General features: G+C 42.0%; 19 protein-coding genes. 8 read left to right on the top strand and 11 right to left on the bottom strand.

Going from position 1 to position 15,356, the window contains the following annotated elements; translation table 11 throughout:
* From ACZ5NL_RS10015 to ACZ5NL_RS09990, 6 genes are all read left to right on the top strand, one after another.
* Positions 1-180 carry a hypothetical protein gene (locus ACZ5NL_RS10015; protein ID WP_464842164.1) on the top strand — a complete coding sequence of 60 codons (180 nt, stop codon included), beginning with the start codon at positions 1-3 and terminating at the stop codon, positions 178-180.
* A gap of 40 nt (positions 181-220) precedes the next feature.
* Positions 221-592, top strand: coding sequence for a cupin domain-containing protein (locus ACZ5NL_RS10010; protein WP_464843475.1), 372 nt, complete (start codon positions 221-223; stop codon positions 590-592).
* A gap of 112 nt (positions 593-704) precedes the next feature.
* A complete protein-coding gene (locus ACZ5NL_RS10005; RefSeq protein ID WP_464842162.1) occupies positions 705-1,988 on the top strand; it encodes a uracil-xanthine permease family protein in 1,284 nt (427 codons plus the stop codon).
* A gap of 5 nt (positions 1,989-1,993) precedes the next feature.
* Positions 1,994-2,692, top strand: coding sequence for a uracil phosphoribosyltransferase (gene upp / locus ACZ5NL_RS10000; RefSeq protein ID WP_464842160.1), 699 nt, complete (start codon positions 1,994-1,996; stop codon positions 2,690-2,692).
* A 41-nt stretch (positions 2,693-2,733) separates the two neighbouring features.
* Positions 2,734-3,216: an Lrp/AsnC family transcriptional regulator gene (locus tag ACZ5NL_RS09995; RefSeq protein WP_464842159.1), complete on the top strand. Its 483-nt coding sequence runs from the start codon at positions 2,734-2,736 to the stop codon at positions 3,214-3,216.
* A 5-nt stretch (positions 3,217-3,221) separates the two neighbouring features.
* On the top strand, positions 3,222-5,729 hold the full coding sequence (locus ACZ5NL_RS09990; RefSeq protein ID WP_464843474.1) for a DUF5814 domain-containing protein: 2,508 nt from the start codon (positions 3,222-3,224) through the stop codon (positions 5,727-5,729).
* Here ACZ5NL_RS09990 and ACZ5NL_RS09985 read toward each other — a convergent pair.
* A complete protein-coding gene (locus tag ACZ5NL_RS09985) occupies positions 5,726-6,514 on the bottom strand; it encodes a DUF63 family protein (RefSeq protein ID WP_464842158.1) in 789 nt (262 codons plus the stop codon). The two genes, ACZ5NL_RS09990 and ACZ5NL_RS09985, sit on opposite strands and share 4 nt — an antisense overlap.
* Before the next feature lie 106 nt (positions 6,515-6,620).
* Here ACZ5NL_RS09985 and ACZ5NL_RS09980 point away from each other — a divergent pair, with 106 nt between their 5' ends.
* Complete coding sequence (locus ACZ5NL_RS09980) at positions 6,621-6,995, top strand: hypothetical protein (RefSeq protein ID WP_464842157.1); 375 nt, start codon at positions 6,621-6,623, stop codon at positions 6,993-6,995.
* A 29-nt stretch (positions 6,996-7,024) separates the two neighbouring features.
* Here ACZ5NL_RS09980 and ACZ5NL_RS09975 read toward each other — a convergent pair whose 3' ends face one another.
* From ACZ5NL_RS09975 to ACZ5NL_RS09940, 8 genes are all read right to left on the bottom strand, one after another.
* Positions 7,025-8,056, bottom strand: coding sequence for a DUF5305 family protein (locus ACZ5NL_RS09975; protein WP_464842156.1), 1,032 nt, complete (start codon positions 8,054-8,056; stop codon positions 7,025-7,027).
* 20 nt (positions 8,057-8,076) lie between these two features.
* On the bottom strand, positions 8,077-9,021 hold the full coding sequence (locus tag ACZ5NL_RS09970; protein ID WP_464842155.1) for a hypothetical protein: 945 nt from the start codon (positions 9,019-9,021) through the stop codon (positions 8,077-8,079).
* The gene (locus ACZ5NL_RS09965; protein ID WP_464842154.1) at positions 9,018-10,088 is read right to left on the bottom strand and encodes a signal peptidase I; all 1,071 of its coding nucleotides are present in this window, start codon (positions 10,086-10,088) and stop codon (positions 9,018-9,020) included. Before ACZ5NL_RS09965 ends, ACZ5NL_RS09970 begins: the two co-directional genes overlap by 4 nt.
* The gene (locus ACZ5NL_RS09960) at positions 10,085-10,591 is read right to left on the bottom strand and encodes a DUF1102 domain-containing protein (RefSeq protein WP_464842153.1); all 507 of its coding nucleotides are present in this window, start codon (positions 10,589-10,591) and stop codon (positions 10,085-10,087) included. The genes ACZ5NL_RS09965 and ACZ5NL_RS09960 overlap by 4 nt, the downstream gene beginning before the upstream one ends.
* Before the next feature lie 65 nt (positions 10,592-10,656).
* Positions 10,657-11,205: a DUF1102 domain-containing protein gene (locus ACZ5NL_RS09955; protein ID WP_464842152.1), complete on the bottom strand. Its 549-nt coding sequence runs from the start codon at positions 11,203-11,205 to the stop codon at positions 10,657-10,659.
* On the bottom strand, positions 11,202-11,768 hold the full coding sequence (locus tag ACZ5NL_RS09950) for a DUF1102 domain-containing protein (RefSeq protein WP_464842150.1): 567 nt from the start codon (positions 11,766-11,768) through the stop codon (positions 11,202-11,204). The genes ACZ5NL_RS09955 and ACZ5NL_RS09950 overlap by 4 nt, the downstream gene beginning before the upstream one ends.
* Positions 11,769-11,887: 119 nt before the next feature.
* Positions 11,888-12,442: a DUF7344 domain-containing protein gene (locus ACZ5NL_RS09945; RefSeq protein WP_464842149.1), complete on the bottom strand. Its 555-nt coding sequence runs from the start codon at positions 12,440-12,442 to the stop codon at positions 11,888-11,890.
* Positions 12,442-12,663, bottom strand: coding sequence for a hypothetical protein (locus ACZ5NL_RS09940; RefSeq protein ID WP_464842148.1), 222 nt, complete (start codon positions 12,661-12,663; stop codon positions 12,442-12,444). Before ACZ5NL_RS09940 ends, ACZ5NL_RS09945 begins: the two co-directional genes overlap by 1 nt.
* 423 nt (positions 12,664-13,086) lie before the next feature.
* Here ACZ5NL_RS09940 and ACZ5NL_RS09935 point away from each other — a divergent pair, with 423 nt between their 5' ends.
* Entirely contained in the window at positions 13,087-13,737 is a 651-nt protein-coding gene (locus ACZ5NL_RS09935) for a hypothetical protein (RefSeq protein WP_464842147.1), read from the top strand.
* Here the strand turns inward: ACZ5NL_RS09935 and ACZ5NL_RS09930 are convergent.
* Entirely contained in the window at positions 13,729-14,487 is a 759-nt protein-coding gene (locus ACZ5NL_RS09930) for an energy-coupling factor transporter transmembrane component T family protein (RefSeq protein ID WP_464842146.1), read from the bottom strand. The genes ACZ5NL_RS09935 and ACZ5NL_RS09930 overlap by 9 nt on opposite strands.
* Positions 14,484-15,272 (bottom strand): energy-coupling factor ABC transporter ATP-binding protein, encoded by a 789-nt coding sequence (locus tag ACZ5NL_RS09925; RefSeq protein ID WP_464842145.1) that lies wholly within the window; start codon positions 15,270-15,272, stop codon positions 14,484-14,486. Before ACZ5NL_RS09925 ends, ACZ5NL_RS09930 begins: the two co-directional genes overlap by 4 nt.
* Positions 15,273-15,356: the final 84 nt, after the last annotated feature.

Raw genomic sequence — 15,356 nt, 5'->3', positions numbered from 1 at the left:
ATGGTAGTTTTAGACCACTACACCCTTGGATACATAACCTTTGGACTTATGAATCTCTCAATGCTCAGCGGTGCTTTCATACTTCTTTCCAAAAAGAAGCAGCTATGGATAAAGATACATGTGCTGATGAGCATACTTGCCTATCTATTTATGGTCTGGACAATATGGGTGGTCAGATAAACTTATTAATCCTCTCTCCTAACATTTTATGGTGATAAAAATGTTCGTTGGACACTACAAAGACGTAGAAGAAAAAGAAGTTACAATGGAGGGAGTCGAAAATGCAACAATAAGGTGGCTCATCTCCCCAAAGATAGGGGCTAAAAACTTTGCGATGAGATATTTTGTTATTAGGAAAGGAGGAAAAATACCAATCCACCAGCATGATTGGGAACATGAAATATTCATTGTAAAAGGAGAAGGCTACATAACAAACGGAAGGAAAACTGTGAAAGTTATACCCGGTAGCTTCTTGTATATCCCTCCAAATGAACCACATGGATATGAAAATCCCGATTCAGAAACCCTAGAATTCCTATGCCTAATTCCAGTAAAAGAAGGGAACATACCTCCTGAAGAAAGGGGCGAGTGATTTTTCATTTTGATGTCGAACTTTTATTATTTTCATTTCATCATTAACACGAAGATAGCATTGAACCCGAAAATTTTTTAAATCCCTCCCAACATATCTCGAGCGGGCTTTAATGGCAAACGGAATTAAAGTTGGAATAGAAGAAAAAGTTGAATCAAAGCAGGCTGTTCTTTTAGGCTTTCAGCACGTTCTTGCAATGTTTGGAGCAACGGTTACAGTGCCTCTTGTAGTAGGAACGGCAATTGGGCTTGAGCAGAGGGAGATAGCACTCCTAATCCAAGTAGTTCTCTTGGCAATGGGAATAGCAACTCTCCTTCAAACCACGATAGGGTCTAGATATCCAATCGTTCAAGGTTCTAGTTTCGCCTTTATTCCAGGGCTTATCAGTATAGGAAAGGGGCTCGGGTTGGCAGCAGTGGAAGGGGCTTTAATAGTAGGGGGATTAATCGAAGCAGCGATAGGTGCATTCGGAATTGTTGGGAAGGTTAAGAGGCTCTTTTCTCCCGTAGTTACCGGAGTTACAATAATGCTCATAGGATTCTCTCTAGCCCACGTGGCGGTCAAGTATACCTTTAACTTCTTTGCCGATCCAAGCGGTTCAACAATAGCGAAGGCTTTCTTTATCGCACTTGTAACATTCTCAACGACAGTTTACGTTGCACTTAAAGGAAAGGGATCGTTGAGGGCAATGCCTGTAATAGTGGGCGCAGTGGTGGGATACATAGTCAGTATTCCTCTTGGAATGGCAGATTTCAGTTTGGTTAGAGAACTGCCGCTAGTAAATGCTCCAAAACCGCTGCCATGGGGCACTCCAACTTTCGAAGCATCGGCTATAATAACCCTGCTGTTCGCATTTATCGTGAGCATAATAGAAAGCGTTGGAGATTATCACGCAATCTCCGCCATAGCTGAAGCACCAATAACAAACACGAACATCAACAGGGGAATAATGAGCGAAGGACTTGCTTGTTCCATTGCTGGAGTTCTTGGAGCTTGTGGAACAACGAGCTATTCCGAGAACATAGGATTGGTCGCCTTAACTAAGGTTGCAAGCAGGCAAGTAGTGCAGATGGGAGGAATTATACTGATCCTCTTAGCGATGATCCCAAAGTTTTCCGGTGTTTTGGCCTCTCTTCCTCAGCCCGTACTTGGAGGTCTTACAATAGCGCTCTATGGTATGATAAGTGTCACCGGGCTTAGATTAATAAAGGAGAAGGTGGAGCTAAACGATAGAAACATGCTCATAATTGCAAGTGCCCTGATTGTTGGACTTGGAGCTCCCCAATTGCCGCCTGAATTCCTAGAACACTTTCCAAAAATCGTGGGGAGCATTTTAGAATCAGGAATGGCTGTGGGAGCTTTAACGGCCATTTTGCTTGATCAACTGTTGAGGTGATTGAGATGATAGAAGACAAAAGATGGAAAGGTGTTTACTCCTTTGATGACTCTCCCTATCTTATGGAAGTATTAACAGAGCTCAGAGACAAAGAAACAGATTCCATAGCTTTCAGAAAAGGGCTTGTAAAGCTTGGAAGGTTTATGGGTTATGAGATAATCAAGACAATGGAAACAGAGAAAGTAAAAGTTGAGACACCTTTGGAAGAAACCGAAGGAATAATAGTAAAGGACAGGAGAAACGTGGTCATAGTAACGGTTCTTAGAGCGGCAGTTCCTCTTATGGAAGGTCTTGTAAAGGTCTTTGAGCATGCAAGGATAGGTATAGTATCAGCATCAAGGGGAAAAGCCCCAAAGTTTGAGATAGAGATGAACTACATCAAAATCCCTCAGATAACGCCTGAGGACACGGTAATCATAGCCGATCCAATGATAGCCACTGGTTCAACTCTGCTAAAGGTAATAGAGGAGGTCAAGAAGTACGGAACTCCAAAGAGGATAATTGTGTTGGGGGTTCTCGCAGCTCCTGAAGGAATAACCCGGATAAAGGAAAAATTCCCAGAGGTTGAGATATTTGTAACAAAGATAGATAGAGAGCTCAACGACAAGGGATATATACTTCCAGGCCTTGGAGACGCTGGAGATAGGGCATTTGGGGCACCAATAAAGCTTTCAACCCTGCCCCAGGTACACACGATAGAGTAGCGAAAACTTAAATAGCTCCTTTTCAATATTTTTTGATTGATATGGTGGACATAGACGAAATCGACAAAAAAATTCTAGTGGAGCTTAGAAAGAACGGTAGGATTACATTTACAGATCTTAGTAAGAAGCTCGGGTTATCTGTGGCAAGCATAAAAAACAGAGTAGACAAACTTGAACGGCTTGGGGCAATAAAAGGCTACTCAGCTCTTGTGGAGCCTGCTTTTCTTGAGGAGTATTTGCAGGCTTTAATAGAACTCGAACTCCTTGCCGATGATTCCCGAGCTGAAATGGTTTTGCAAGAGATAGGAAAGCTTGAAAACGTCTTGGGCATTTATAAAAAGACCGGAGAGTTTCAGGTTATGATAAGGGCAAACTTCAGGAACATGGACGAGCTGAAAAGCTTTTTAAGACTTCTTTCTCAAAGATACCTGCGCAAAAACCTCCGACGATGGAGAGTCACCATAATCCTCGATGTCATAAAAGACAATGGAGTTCAGGTTTTCAGAGGCTCTCAAAGGAGATGAGAGAGATGCTCTTGGTTATCAGGAGGGGAAGAAAGAACAGTGAGCTTGAGGCATTTTACATTGAAAATGAACCCGAAAAGCTTTCTCAGATTCAGAATTTAAAGGCGGAGAGAATTTTCAGACTGATAATGAGAGAGAACAGGCTTTTCAAGGTCTTAGAGGGAAGCAAATACCAAAATCCAAAAGAGATTGAGAAAATGCTGAAAACTGCGAGAATTGTCTTGACTTCCGATGCCGCAGAATGGGAAGAATATTTTAAAGGGAGACTCCAAAACAAGAGAGTTGAAAAAGCAGAGCTGTGCAGACTCTGTCTTTTAAATGGAAAGATAACTGTGCTAACAGAGGGAAATAAGATAAGATATCACCGTGAATTTATCTGTGAGAACTGTGCCGAGGAAGAACTTAAAAACGAGCTTCGATATAGATTTAGAAGTCTTGGAATGCTTGATCAGGCAAAAAAGCTTCTTGAAAGATTTAAAGACCTAGATAAGGTTCTGGCTGTCTTTGATCCTCGATTCGATCCAACAAAAAATCCAGACGTTACGAAGTGGGATGAATTAAAACCAAAGCGTATTAAGGTCAGAGAGATGTCTATAGAGGAAGTAAGCATTCCCAAAGAGTTTAAGGATGTTCTAAAAGGGGAAGGAGTGGAAAAGCTTCTACCTGTCCAAGTTTTAGCTCTGCAAAACGGCCTTCTTGAGGGGGAGAATTTACTGGTAGTTTCTGCAACGGCGAGTGGAAAAACCCTCATTGGAGAGCTTGCTGGTATTCCTAGAGCACTCAATGGTAAAAAATTTCTCTTTCTAGTTCCCCTTGTGGCTCTGGCAAATCAAAAGTACGAGGACTTTAAGCGAAGATACTCCAAATTGGGGCTCAGAGTTGCCATAAGAGTTGGGATGAGCAGAATAAAGACCAAAGATGAGCTCGTTGTTGTTGATACAGGCATAGATGCAGATATAATCGTTGGAACCTACGAGGGAATTGACTACTTATTAAGAGCAGGGAGAAAAATTGGAAACGTGGGGACAATTGTCATAGATGAAATACACATGCTTGATGATGAGGAGCGGGGTGCCCGGCTTGATGGACTCATTGCAAGACTCAGAAAGCTCTACCCGAATGCTCAGTTCATAGGATTGAGCGCAACAATTGGAAATCCCCAAGAGCTTGCGAAGGAGCTTGGGCTGAAGCTCGTCCTTTACGATGAGAGACCAGTTGCACTTGAGAGGCACGTGATAATAGCGAGAAATGAAAGCGAAAAGTGGCGCTATGTGGCTCAACTGTGCAAAGCTGAAACAATGAGAAAATCTCCTCAGGGGTTTAAGGGACAGAGCATAGTGTTCACATTCTCAAGAAAGAGATGTCATGAGCTTGCAGCATTTTTAACGAGCAGAGGTCTGAAGGCAAAGCCCTATCACAGCGGTTTGCCCTACCATCAAAGGAAACTCACAGAAATGGAGTTTCAAGCCCAGATGCTCGACGTTGTTGTGACAACCGCTGCCCTTGGAGCGGGAGTTGATTTTCCGGCCTCTCAGGTCATCTTCGAAAGTCTCGCAATGGGCAACAAGTGGCTGACCGTTAGAGAGTTCCACCAGATGCTTGGAAGAGCCGGAAGACCTCTTTACCACGAAAAGGGCAAGGTTTATCTCATAGTGGAGCCCGGTAGAAAGTATTCTGCTCAAATGGAAGGAAGTGAAGATGAAGTAGCGTTTAAGCTTCTAACGGCATCAATTGAGCCTGTTTACGTGGAATGGAGCGATGAGATGGAGCAAGATCAAGTTTTAGCTCATTCTTGTGCCTTCTCCTACCTTGACGATATCGAAGAGGTGCAAACACTCTGCCTCGGAGCAAATCAGAATGCCGAGAAAGTCCTTGAAAAGCTTGAAGAGTTCGACTTCGTAAAACTGAGGGGCAAAATTGTAAACGTTACCCCGTATGGAAGGGCCGTGAGCATGAGCTTTCTCCTTCCAAAGGAAGCTCAATTTATAAGGGAGAACCTCTTCAAAAGACACCCGAGAGAAGTGGCGATTAAGCTGTTGCCATTTGAGAATGTTTATCTAACCAGAACGCTCCAGAGAGAGCTTGAAAGTGCTGTGAGAGGAAGACTGAGCAGCAACATCTTTTCCCCGAGCTTTGCCTCTGTTTTGGAGGAACTCGAAAAAGTTCTGCCAGAGGTTAGTCCAAACGTACAGGACAAGCTATTTTTAATTTACCAGGACTTCTTTATGTGCGAGGAAGAAGAGTGTACAGAATATGCAATGGAAAAGATTTCGTCCATGATAATCGAGCTCAGAAGACAAGGAAAACATCCAACGCAGATCGCAGATTATTTCAGAAGGCAGTATTCCCTTGTGGTCTATCCTGGAGATGTTTTCACATGGCTCGATGGCATAATACGAAAGCTAGAGGCCATTGAAAGGATAGCCAAGGTGTTTAGAGCAAAAGATGCAGAGTTCGAAGCAAGAACGTTGAGAAGGGAACTAGAAGAAGGAAGAAAGCTAAGAAAAGATTAACCAATTTGCAAAATCATTTGGGCTGGATCTCTTATCGCTGGTCCCAATCCAAGTATGTAAACTGCCAAATACCAAAACCGCCTCTCTTCTTCGTCTGGCACAAGGTATTTCAGACCGTAATAAACTGCTATAAGGATAAAGATTATCCATGGGTAGTATACAAACGCTCCAAACTTCTGAACGAGAATATTCTCAATCCAGTGGACTTCCCTATAACCATAATAGTGAATAGCCACGACTGTGGAGCCTATGTCAAAGATGTGGGCAAAAACTGGGAACAGATAGAGCTTCTCAAAGGGTCTAAGTTTGTAATAAATCAAAACCGGCAAGAGGAACAGCGTCGTGTATAGCACAGTCAGTTCATACGGCTTCCAGCTTTTGACATTTGTGATCAATAGGTAGTTTGCATATAAAGTTAGAACTACCCCCCACCCTACCGTTATTTTTGGATACGTTTTTAGCTTTGAATCCGCAAAAATCGCTGGTAAAATCAATAAGAATGCCGTGAAAAATATTCCCGGAGTTAAAATGAGGGGATGAGGCTTCAAGACTCCTCCATCGACAAGCGCTCTGACGGTTGCTCCAAACACAACCATTGGGGTAACGGCATAGAATAATTTTTCATCAACTTTTATCTTGAGAGGCTTTATTATCCATCTGTACGTATAGATAATCGCTAGCCCCAGAATGACAGCATAAACAAAGGTGTTGTACGGGTTGTAGCCTTCTCTCGTATACATAGGCCTTATGAAATACTCCCATATAAATCTCCCAACTGATTCCATCTCACATCCCTAGAAGGCTTTCTTTTGCTCCCTTAAAGCTTTTTCTCCTTCAAAAATGGAAAGTTTAATAAAAAGTAGAATTAATAATTTTCCCGAGGTGATTTGGATGCCGATGGGACCACCGTTTGTTCCCGGGCTTATGGCCGCTATGGGGTTCATGGCAGTGCTAGTAATCTTAATAGCCCTGATAATTGCAGGATTTTTCCTGATGCTTGGAGCAAAGTTTGCTGGGATAGAAAACGTGAGCCTCGGAAAGTCCATGATAGCTGTTGTTGGCGGTGGAATCCTAGCCCTGCTCATAGGCTGGATACCCCTCATAGGATGGATTTTAGGTATCATAGCTTACATCTGGGTGATAAAAACAGTGTTTAATACAGACTGGATAAAAGCTACAATAGCATGGCTAATGACCATAGTCATTGAAATACTGGTCGTGTTTGTCTTAGCACTGCTTCTCGGCGTAAGTGCCGCTATTCTTTGATCTTTTCAAATTTTTAAAAAGAAAAAAAGTCAGTTGTTTTTGTTCTTTTTGTGCCTGTACTCGTACGCTATATTACCGTCGATTATCGTATAAACGTCTTCTTCGCCATCCTTGTAGTGAAGAATTGGTTTGTCCAAGAGATCAAAGGTCTTCTTTAGATCTTCTTTTGTGGCCAGAATCACTCTTTTCTCCACATGAATTGGAGCCCCTTCCGTTATGTAAGGGGATAGATCTTTAAATTCATTTTTAGGTCTCTGGGCTCTTATCGTGTAAACTCCTCCCAACAGGGGAGTTAAGAACAGTAGGGCCAGTATTGGGGCCACTTTCTTTGCAGTATCTGCGTAGAAAGGCAAACCAGCAATCTTTACTACCGTTTTCTCCGCTCCTTTCTCAACTACCGTTTTCTGTATGCTTTCTTTCTCATTGGTGAAATAATAAAGACCAGAGCCTGAATCCTTAACTAGAGATGAGCTGTGCTCAAAGCTTTCGGTTATTTGCCTTCCATAAACATTCCCTTCAACATTAACCCTCGTAACAAACATTATCCTCCGGTTTAACCTCTTCAAGCCGAGTTGCTCTAATATTTCATTTGTCCTGTTTGAGAGTTTGGTTAAATTGAGTTCGTACTGCAAAGTAAATTTACCATCCTTTAGCTCTCCCGATTTTTCAAAGAGCTTTTCTTCCCACAGAACGACCTCTTCGGTACCTCTGTTTACTGTATACTGAACTATTCCTTGGGTGTTGTAAGTTCCCTTTATTGAAGTCATTGGAGTAAAGCGATAGCTATATGTGATCATAAAGCTTTTCACAAGGGGAATAGGGTATTCCTCTCTCCTGAGTGTTTCTCCATAAAGCGTGTTGTTCTTTAACAAAGCTACGTGAATGAGCTCTCCTTCTTGAGTATATTTGCCAATCGTGTGCTGTGTAGTCACGACAGAAGTAGCCCCCATAAGTTTTATTGAATAAAATCCAAAAAACAAAAAGAGAACAAGCGACACTGCAAGAACTTCCCTTCTAGTTACCAATCTTTTTAGTTTTTCTTTTATATTATCTTTATCCATCTAAATTTCCTCCCAATATATCAACCTCTCCCATGAGAGTTTCCATTCTCCTCATCGTCTTCACAATCAACGTTCGCTTCTACTGTAATATTATTGCTTACTATTCCATAGCCAACTATCTCTGCACCTTCGTTTAAGGAGTAATTACCGCAAGTCGTGAACTCCCATTTTCCACCTTGTCCAGTCTCAACCCATCTCGTGAAGATTGTAATGTTCATGTGAGCGCTTTCTCCGGAACCTAGCTCAACGTTCCATTCTAAGTGATCTGACTTCCCATGTCTGGTGAAGTTGTAAGTTCCCTTGCTCGCACTTGTTTTACTCAAGTTTACATCAAATTCTCCAGGGATAATGTCCGTAATTGTCAGATTCTGGGGAGTTCCGCCGTTAGTTACGTTTATCTGGAACACCCATTCTTGGTATGTTTTCAATGGGATGTTAGTTGTGTTGCCGCTCAAAAGGATCTTTCTAATCTCCGGCCCGCTTAGGATTATAACCTTTATCGGACATGTCTCGATCACTGCATCTCCCCCATCCCAAGTAGCGTAGAGAGTTATGGGAACTTCATAAGTTCCTGGGTCTGCATTTCCAACGCTGATGTTCCCCCAGAAGGTATAGTATTCTTGGGAAGCAATTGGTCTTGCTATACCATCTTCACTTTCTATCCACATCTCCGCTCCACTTGGAAGATTGGAATAGTCCGGATCTAGCCAGATATCAACCGTTTCGAGTTCGTTTAAGTAGTTGCCAACAGTTAGTGCATCAAAAGTAAGTTCGCTGTTCTGATCAACTATTACCGTTGCTGCGTAGCCATCGTAGCACATAAAGCTCAAATACTCTTTATCGTGGGGAACAACTGCAACTTTTATCTCTCTTTCGGCATTAAAGTACACAAAAGTTCCACTTGAACCAATGACTATCAATGAGGATAGAAGCAACAAAAGTACAACCGGGATAAGTTTTCTCATCTCCCAAACACCTCCATTTTGATTTGCCTTAATAAGCTGGATCTTCTATTTCTGATTTTCAACACATCTTCATTTCCGATGCCCGAGATAAAGTAGAGAAGGCCAAGAAATACTGCAGTCTCAAAGAGGACTGTAAAAACTGGCAAAACTGGATTTATTCTGTATAACGAATCTATAAGCGATTCAGGCAGCAGCGGGATGTAGGCGTTTACTCTAATCCTATCCGTGAACAGAGAAGTTTCCTCGGGCGCTTTTATTGTAACTTTAACTGTCTCTTCTTCTTGGGGCCCTAATTCAAAGTGAGTCTCCGATAAACTTGAAATTCCTCCAGTCTGGGGCTCAAGGTAGTAGACCATTGGATAGAAGTTCCCATTTTTGATTGTGATGTTTCTTTCAAATGTGGAACCGGGTAAAACCCACCCTTCTCTTTGACCCCCAGCTGAAGTAACTGCATATTCAATTGGAAACACCTGCCATGAAACGAAAATTGAGGCTGAGAGCATTACTAAGAGAAAGGCAGAGGTTAGAATGTAAAGCGTTTTAAACTTAACTTTAATGAACTTTGCTCTTTTTCTTTTGTGCTTTGGAGCTTCTCCTGTGAAGGCTAAAGCTCCCACTATTATCATTAAAGCCGCAAGCAACATTTTATTTCTTCCAGAGATTCCCTTTTGGATGTACGTGCCTAACTGTGGGATTTTGAGGGGAGAACTACCGATAATAACAACTTTTCCCGCTATTTTATCTTTTGAAATTGGGCTTGCTCTCCCATCCTGCTGATCTGTGGCAACGTTGTTGTCACCTTTGGTAATATAACCTTCCTCAACAATTGCCACAACTCTATGGACGGTCCAACTGCCTCTTAAGTTAAATACGATTATATCACCAATATCAGCGTTTCTCGAAAAGGGACTTATGAAGAACAAATCTCCCCTATTCAGTGTAGGGGTCATGCTATCGGAGGAAACATAAGACATGAATACGGGCCTATCAAGAAGAGCTCCCACGATAGACCCCACAACAATCACGGAAACCGTGAGAATCAGAAAATATTCAATGAGCTTCCTCATTCACAAGGACCTCCAAAAGCCTGTATTGTAATGTTTTGGTTGTAATCACCCAAGGGCAAGCCGGTGGTGTTAAATCTCATCCCCACCTGGACGCTCTGGTTTGCAGGAACCTCAAACTCTATGTTTTGACTCCAGATTCCGGTGTAAGGGCTCACAAAGAGGCCGATAACTGAAGTTGGCGAGCTTATACTCACACATATCACGCTTTCTCCTGTTTCGCTTTCGTTGTTGTATATCTCAAAAACGTCATTGAAAACGTAGATGGTATCGGGTGAAAGTCCCTCTCCATAGCCTGGATAGAGAGGACTTTGATTGCTGATGTCAATCTTCAAGTACCCCTGACTTAGATAAGCGTAAGGTGGAAGGGGATTCTCTATAGGGACCGAAACATTACCATCAACAGCCAGAACAACTGGAATCGGCTTTACAACAAAAACTCCCCAAGCAAAAAACATTATGACTAACATGATCGGCAGAACAGTAAATTTGATGAGTTTTCTCACTTTTCTCTCCCCCTAAAATTTAGATAAACGGGGCAAAGGCCCCAAGATGGAAAAGGTTAATCAAATCAGTCCTCACATTCCCCAAGTACTGCATCGAAGTTCAATGTTCCACTTAATGCATCGCCATCGTCTAGGCCTTCGCTGTCGATTATCATGCCGATCTCAACTGTTTCTCCCGGAAGGATGGTTATGTCTAACTCGTCAACTCCTTCTTGTCCTGTGTATTCTCCTACAAAGAAGCTAATCGCACCATCACCACTGTATTCAATGTGCATACAAATAGGAACCTCTTCCCAGAGGTGGTTGCTAACGCCAAAGACGTGTTCGAAAACATATATTGAGTCTGGACTTACACCCTGACCTACTGTGATGTTTTCACTTACCAGTTCCCAATAATGGGGGTTAGCCGTGCTTAAGTCAATAACAAGCATTCCGTTATCATTTATGTATGCGTAAGGTTGCAGTGGCACCAAGTCTATGAGCTCAACGTCATCTGGGACGATAGCTATGTGGACTTCTCTATCTGCTTCAAAGTACGCAAAGGTTGCACTGCTCGCTGTTACTGCAATGACAATTCCTGCGATTAGCATGAAGATTCCTAGTATCTTCTTCATATTATCACCCCACACTGAATAGGTTCTTCTCCTAATGGCCATGCCATGATGGTTATGTTTCCGTAGAAGTCACCCAAAGGCAGTCCGCCAGTAGCTAGCTCCATTCCAACTCCAAGCTCTTCTCCAGGTTGCAGAATGAAACATACATCTCCAGCTGCAGTGTCTGAGTTATAGGGCTGGCCATATCCATTTGTTACCCACATATTCTCTGTTGGGTCATAGAACGAGAATGTGTTTGGATCTGATGAGATAATCCTAACCACTATAGGGAACTGCTCCCAGAGGTGGTTGCTTACGTAGAAAACGTGGTCAAAGTTGTATCTTGACTGTGGGCTTAAACCAAGGCCTCCTGTCCAGTTTTCGTCTCTCCATCCTGGCCAGTTGGGGTTGTCCATTGAAAAGTCTATTACTAGCATACCCCTCTCATTTATGTATGCGTATGGTTGTCCTGGATGTAGGTCGATGAGCTCAACGTCATCTGCAACAACATCTACGTGGACACTTCTCTGGGATCTGTAATCCCTGAACGTTGCACTAGTGCCGAGGGCCATTGCAAAGGCCACTAACAGGCCTAACATTCCAAGTGCTAAAACTTTTTTCAAATCTTTCGCCTCCAAATTTTTCGAAGGGTGCCTCATTGACATGAGGCACTCACTGCTTTCTTACCTCTTAGAGTATATAGTTAATTCCGACTTACCATCGGGTAATCTGTCATTACTTTATAAACTCCATGTACTTTACTAGTCACTGACCTCCTGATAACTCTATAAGTCTTGAAGTGCTGAATAATTGACAGAGCAAAATATATTGTCGAGATTATCACAAGTGGTATGTTGTCAAGCCAGACACCAAGGAGAGCAAAGAGGACAGAAACACCTGAGTAAAAGGTGCTCCAACTTATATCATGCTTTGAAACCACTTCCATGTAAACATCTACATCTTCGGGAACCTTAACCAGAGTTACCGTGTTGTGTTCGAATTTTATTATCCCCGCTCTTTCCATTTTCGGAAGGTGGGTCTGGAGCAGACTCACATAGACGCTCTTTCTGTGTTTTCTATTGTTTTGTCCTTCATTTTCAGCTATGAAGTTCACAATTTCCCTTAACTCGGCCTTCCCATTATTGTTCTGGAGGAACTTCAGGAGGAGCATTCTCCTATCGTTCCCCAGGATCATTGAGGAAGGGCTCATTGTGTCATTTTCATCTTTTGCCCTGACCTCTCCTGGAATGGTTCGCATTACCTCACCAGTCGATAGTGTCTTCTGTGGTTTCCGTTTCTATAGAAAAATTCAACTTTTCCTGCTTGTGAAAGCTTCCTTAAAGTTCTTTCGACTTTTTGTCTGGTACATTCCACGCCCCTCTCATTGAGAAAGCGGGTTAGGAACGAAACTGTCAGCTCTTCTTTTTCCTTAAGAAGCTGAAGAATCTCCTTCTCAATATTAATGTGCATTTTTTCCATACAATATCATCTCCCAATGAGTGTTAAGTTAAACATATCGATTTAAAATAGTTCAAATTACAACAACTGCTTAGAACTTGTAGGTGTTAATAATATATAAAGGTTTGGGAAAAGTTCGATTTCCACATTTTCGAGAACTTTATCTTTTAAAATAGTCTGCATAGCTTTATGTTGCTTTAAAAACTCGAAAAGAAAGATAATAGGATTTAACAAATCCTGGAAAGAGTTCAAAAGCTATACAACATTCCAAAATCTTTTCATTTTACTGGATTATGTCCAATTACATTTAATAAAAACGCCATAATGGATTCATTTTTCAGCTATCTTCTCAACTTACTATAAGAGAACTTAACAAAAAGATGGGAAAATGTCCAATAGTTCTAGTTCAAAAAATATAAATATTAAGACATCATAATTCTATTGATGTCAATGTTCTTCAGGCCAAGTGATACTCCAAAGAATATCATTGAGATGCTCGAAGAGCTTACCCCGTTAGTTGGTGGATTAGAGAACAGCAGTATAGCCGGGGTTATAACAACTGATGCCTTCGCCCAAACCCTAATCCAGTACTCTTCGATTGCAAATGCCCTGAATTCGGAAATCCCAACCTACTACCTTGAGCCAACGAACGGCTTCTCTCTAAAGATGCTCAACAAGTTCTCAGAGAAAAGCGAAAACATCTTAATGGGCAAAGTTTATACTTTAGGGGAGCTTCTAGATGCACTCGAGATGGTTAGTGATGACTCCTTTGTCTTTGTCTCGAACTTTGGGGTTCTTGAAGAGGTAGACAAAAAGGGCATGCTGGAATTGAGAAAAATCGTCGATAGGAAGGGGATATTCCTGATACTTTCCCACAATGCTCTTGAGATAAACGAACTTAATTTGATCTCCGAGTTTAGGAGACTCTTCTTCATCCCTGAGCTTTTCGAACATCTTTTGGTCATGAGAATCAGCGGTTATAGGGGACACTACAGGTTAAATCTAACCGTTCTTAAAGCCCCTCCAGAATTTGTAAAAAATACTGGAGAACACAGTATACCGATAGACTCAAAGGTAAAGCTGATTTTAGAATAGTTTAATGTACCCGACCCCGAGAAAGTACCTCGCATAGACCGCAATGAAGAACAAGATGAGGGTTATTCCTAGTGCCATGTAGTCCTTTATCTCCATCTTGATGTTGTGGAGAAAAGTTCTCCTTTTGCTTGCTCCAAAGGCCCTGCTTTCCAAAGCTATGCTGAGTTCGTGGGCGGTTTTTATTGATGCAACTATCAAAGGAATTAAGACAGGGACGGTATTTTTAGCCCTTTGGATAAAGTTGCCTTTCTCAAGCTCAAGCCCCCTAGACTTTTGAGCGTCCATTATAGTCTGAGCCAGCATATAAAGAGTTGGGATATACCTCAGGGCTATAGTCAAAGTAAGGCCAATTTCATAAGGCATTCCCATTTTAATAAAGCCAAGGATGAGGTCCCTTTGAGGTGTTGTCATTATTAAGCCCAAAGTTAGCAAGGCAACCGAAAGAAGCCTTATTCCATAACCAAAGCCGATAAAGAGCCCAAAATACCACGGTTTTAGAATAAAAGGCCATATAATCATTGCAACCACAGATATCGGGATGAGAGGTTTGAGGACGTTAAAGATTTCTCCAATGGTAATCTTGCCTAGAATGACAAGGGTAAGGACTATCAGGAGAAAAAGGAGAAACAGCAGGAAGGGGGAGTTGAAGAGAATTAAAGCTATTATGCCAAAAAGAGAACCAATTATCTTTACCCTCGGATCAAGACGGTGAAGGAGTGAGTTCCTCTCCAAGTATAACGCATACATCATGTTCCCATCTCCAAAGCTTTTACGAACTCCTCAACACTTCTGAAGAATCCCAAACCTATCTCTTTACTTATTGTGAGAAGTCTTGGCCTGTCTAAGTCGTATTTCCTCAAATCAATCTCAAAAAACTTCCTAACATCTCCATCAAAGACCTTTTTTCCCTGATATAAAAGTACAACCCTCTCCGCTAGTTCAAGAACTAAATCCATTTCATGGGTTATCAAGAGTATTCCATGACCTTCTCTGTAAAGTCTTTTAATGACCCTCTTTACGCTTTCGGCATTTTTCTCATCGAGTCCTGTTGTAGGCTCATCTAGAATTATGTATTTGGGCTTCATAGCCAAGATACATGCTATTGCCAAGCGCTGCTTTTCCCCACCGCTGAGGGAGTAAGGTGAGCGATCTTCGTAACCCTCAAGGTTGACCTCCCTCAACGCCCATTTGACCCTTTCCTCGATCTCCTCTTCTGAAAAGCCGAGATTTTTAGGACCAAAAGCAACCTCCTTAAAGACATTCTCCTCAAAAAACATGTGCTCCGGATTCTGGAAAACATAACCAACGACTTTTGCAAGCTCGGCAACACTATGCTTTCTAGTGTCCATCCCATCCACTATAACTTCGCCTTTTGTCGGCTTTAAGAGTCCATTCAAATGCTTTGCGAGGGTTGTTTTCCCGGAACCATTAGGGCCAACTAGAGCTATGATCTCGTTTCCGAAAGTTAGGCTAACTCCTCTCAAGGCTTCTTTTTTTCCCTCGTAGACATGCCACAGATTCCTTACCTCTATCATCTTTCAAGAGTTTGATGTGATGCTTTAAAAAATTGCCTCTGCATAAAAAATTTTAAAGCTAGCTAAAGTTTCATAAGTGGGTGA

It is taken from the genome of Thermococcus aegaeus, from assembly GCF_055393685.1.
The sequence above is the reverse complement of the archived record's forward strand: the minus strand, read 5'-3'. Positions and strand labels throughout refer to the sequence as shown.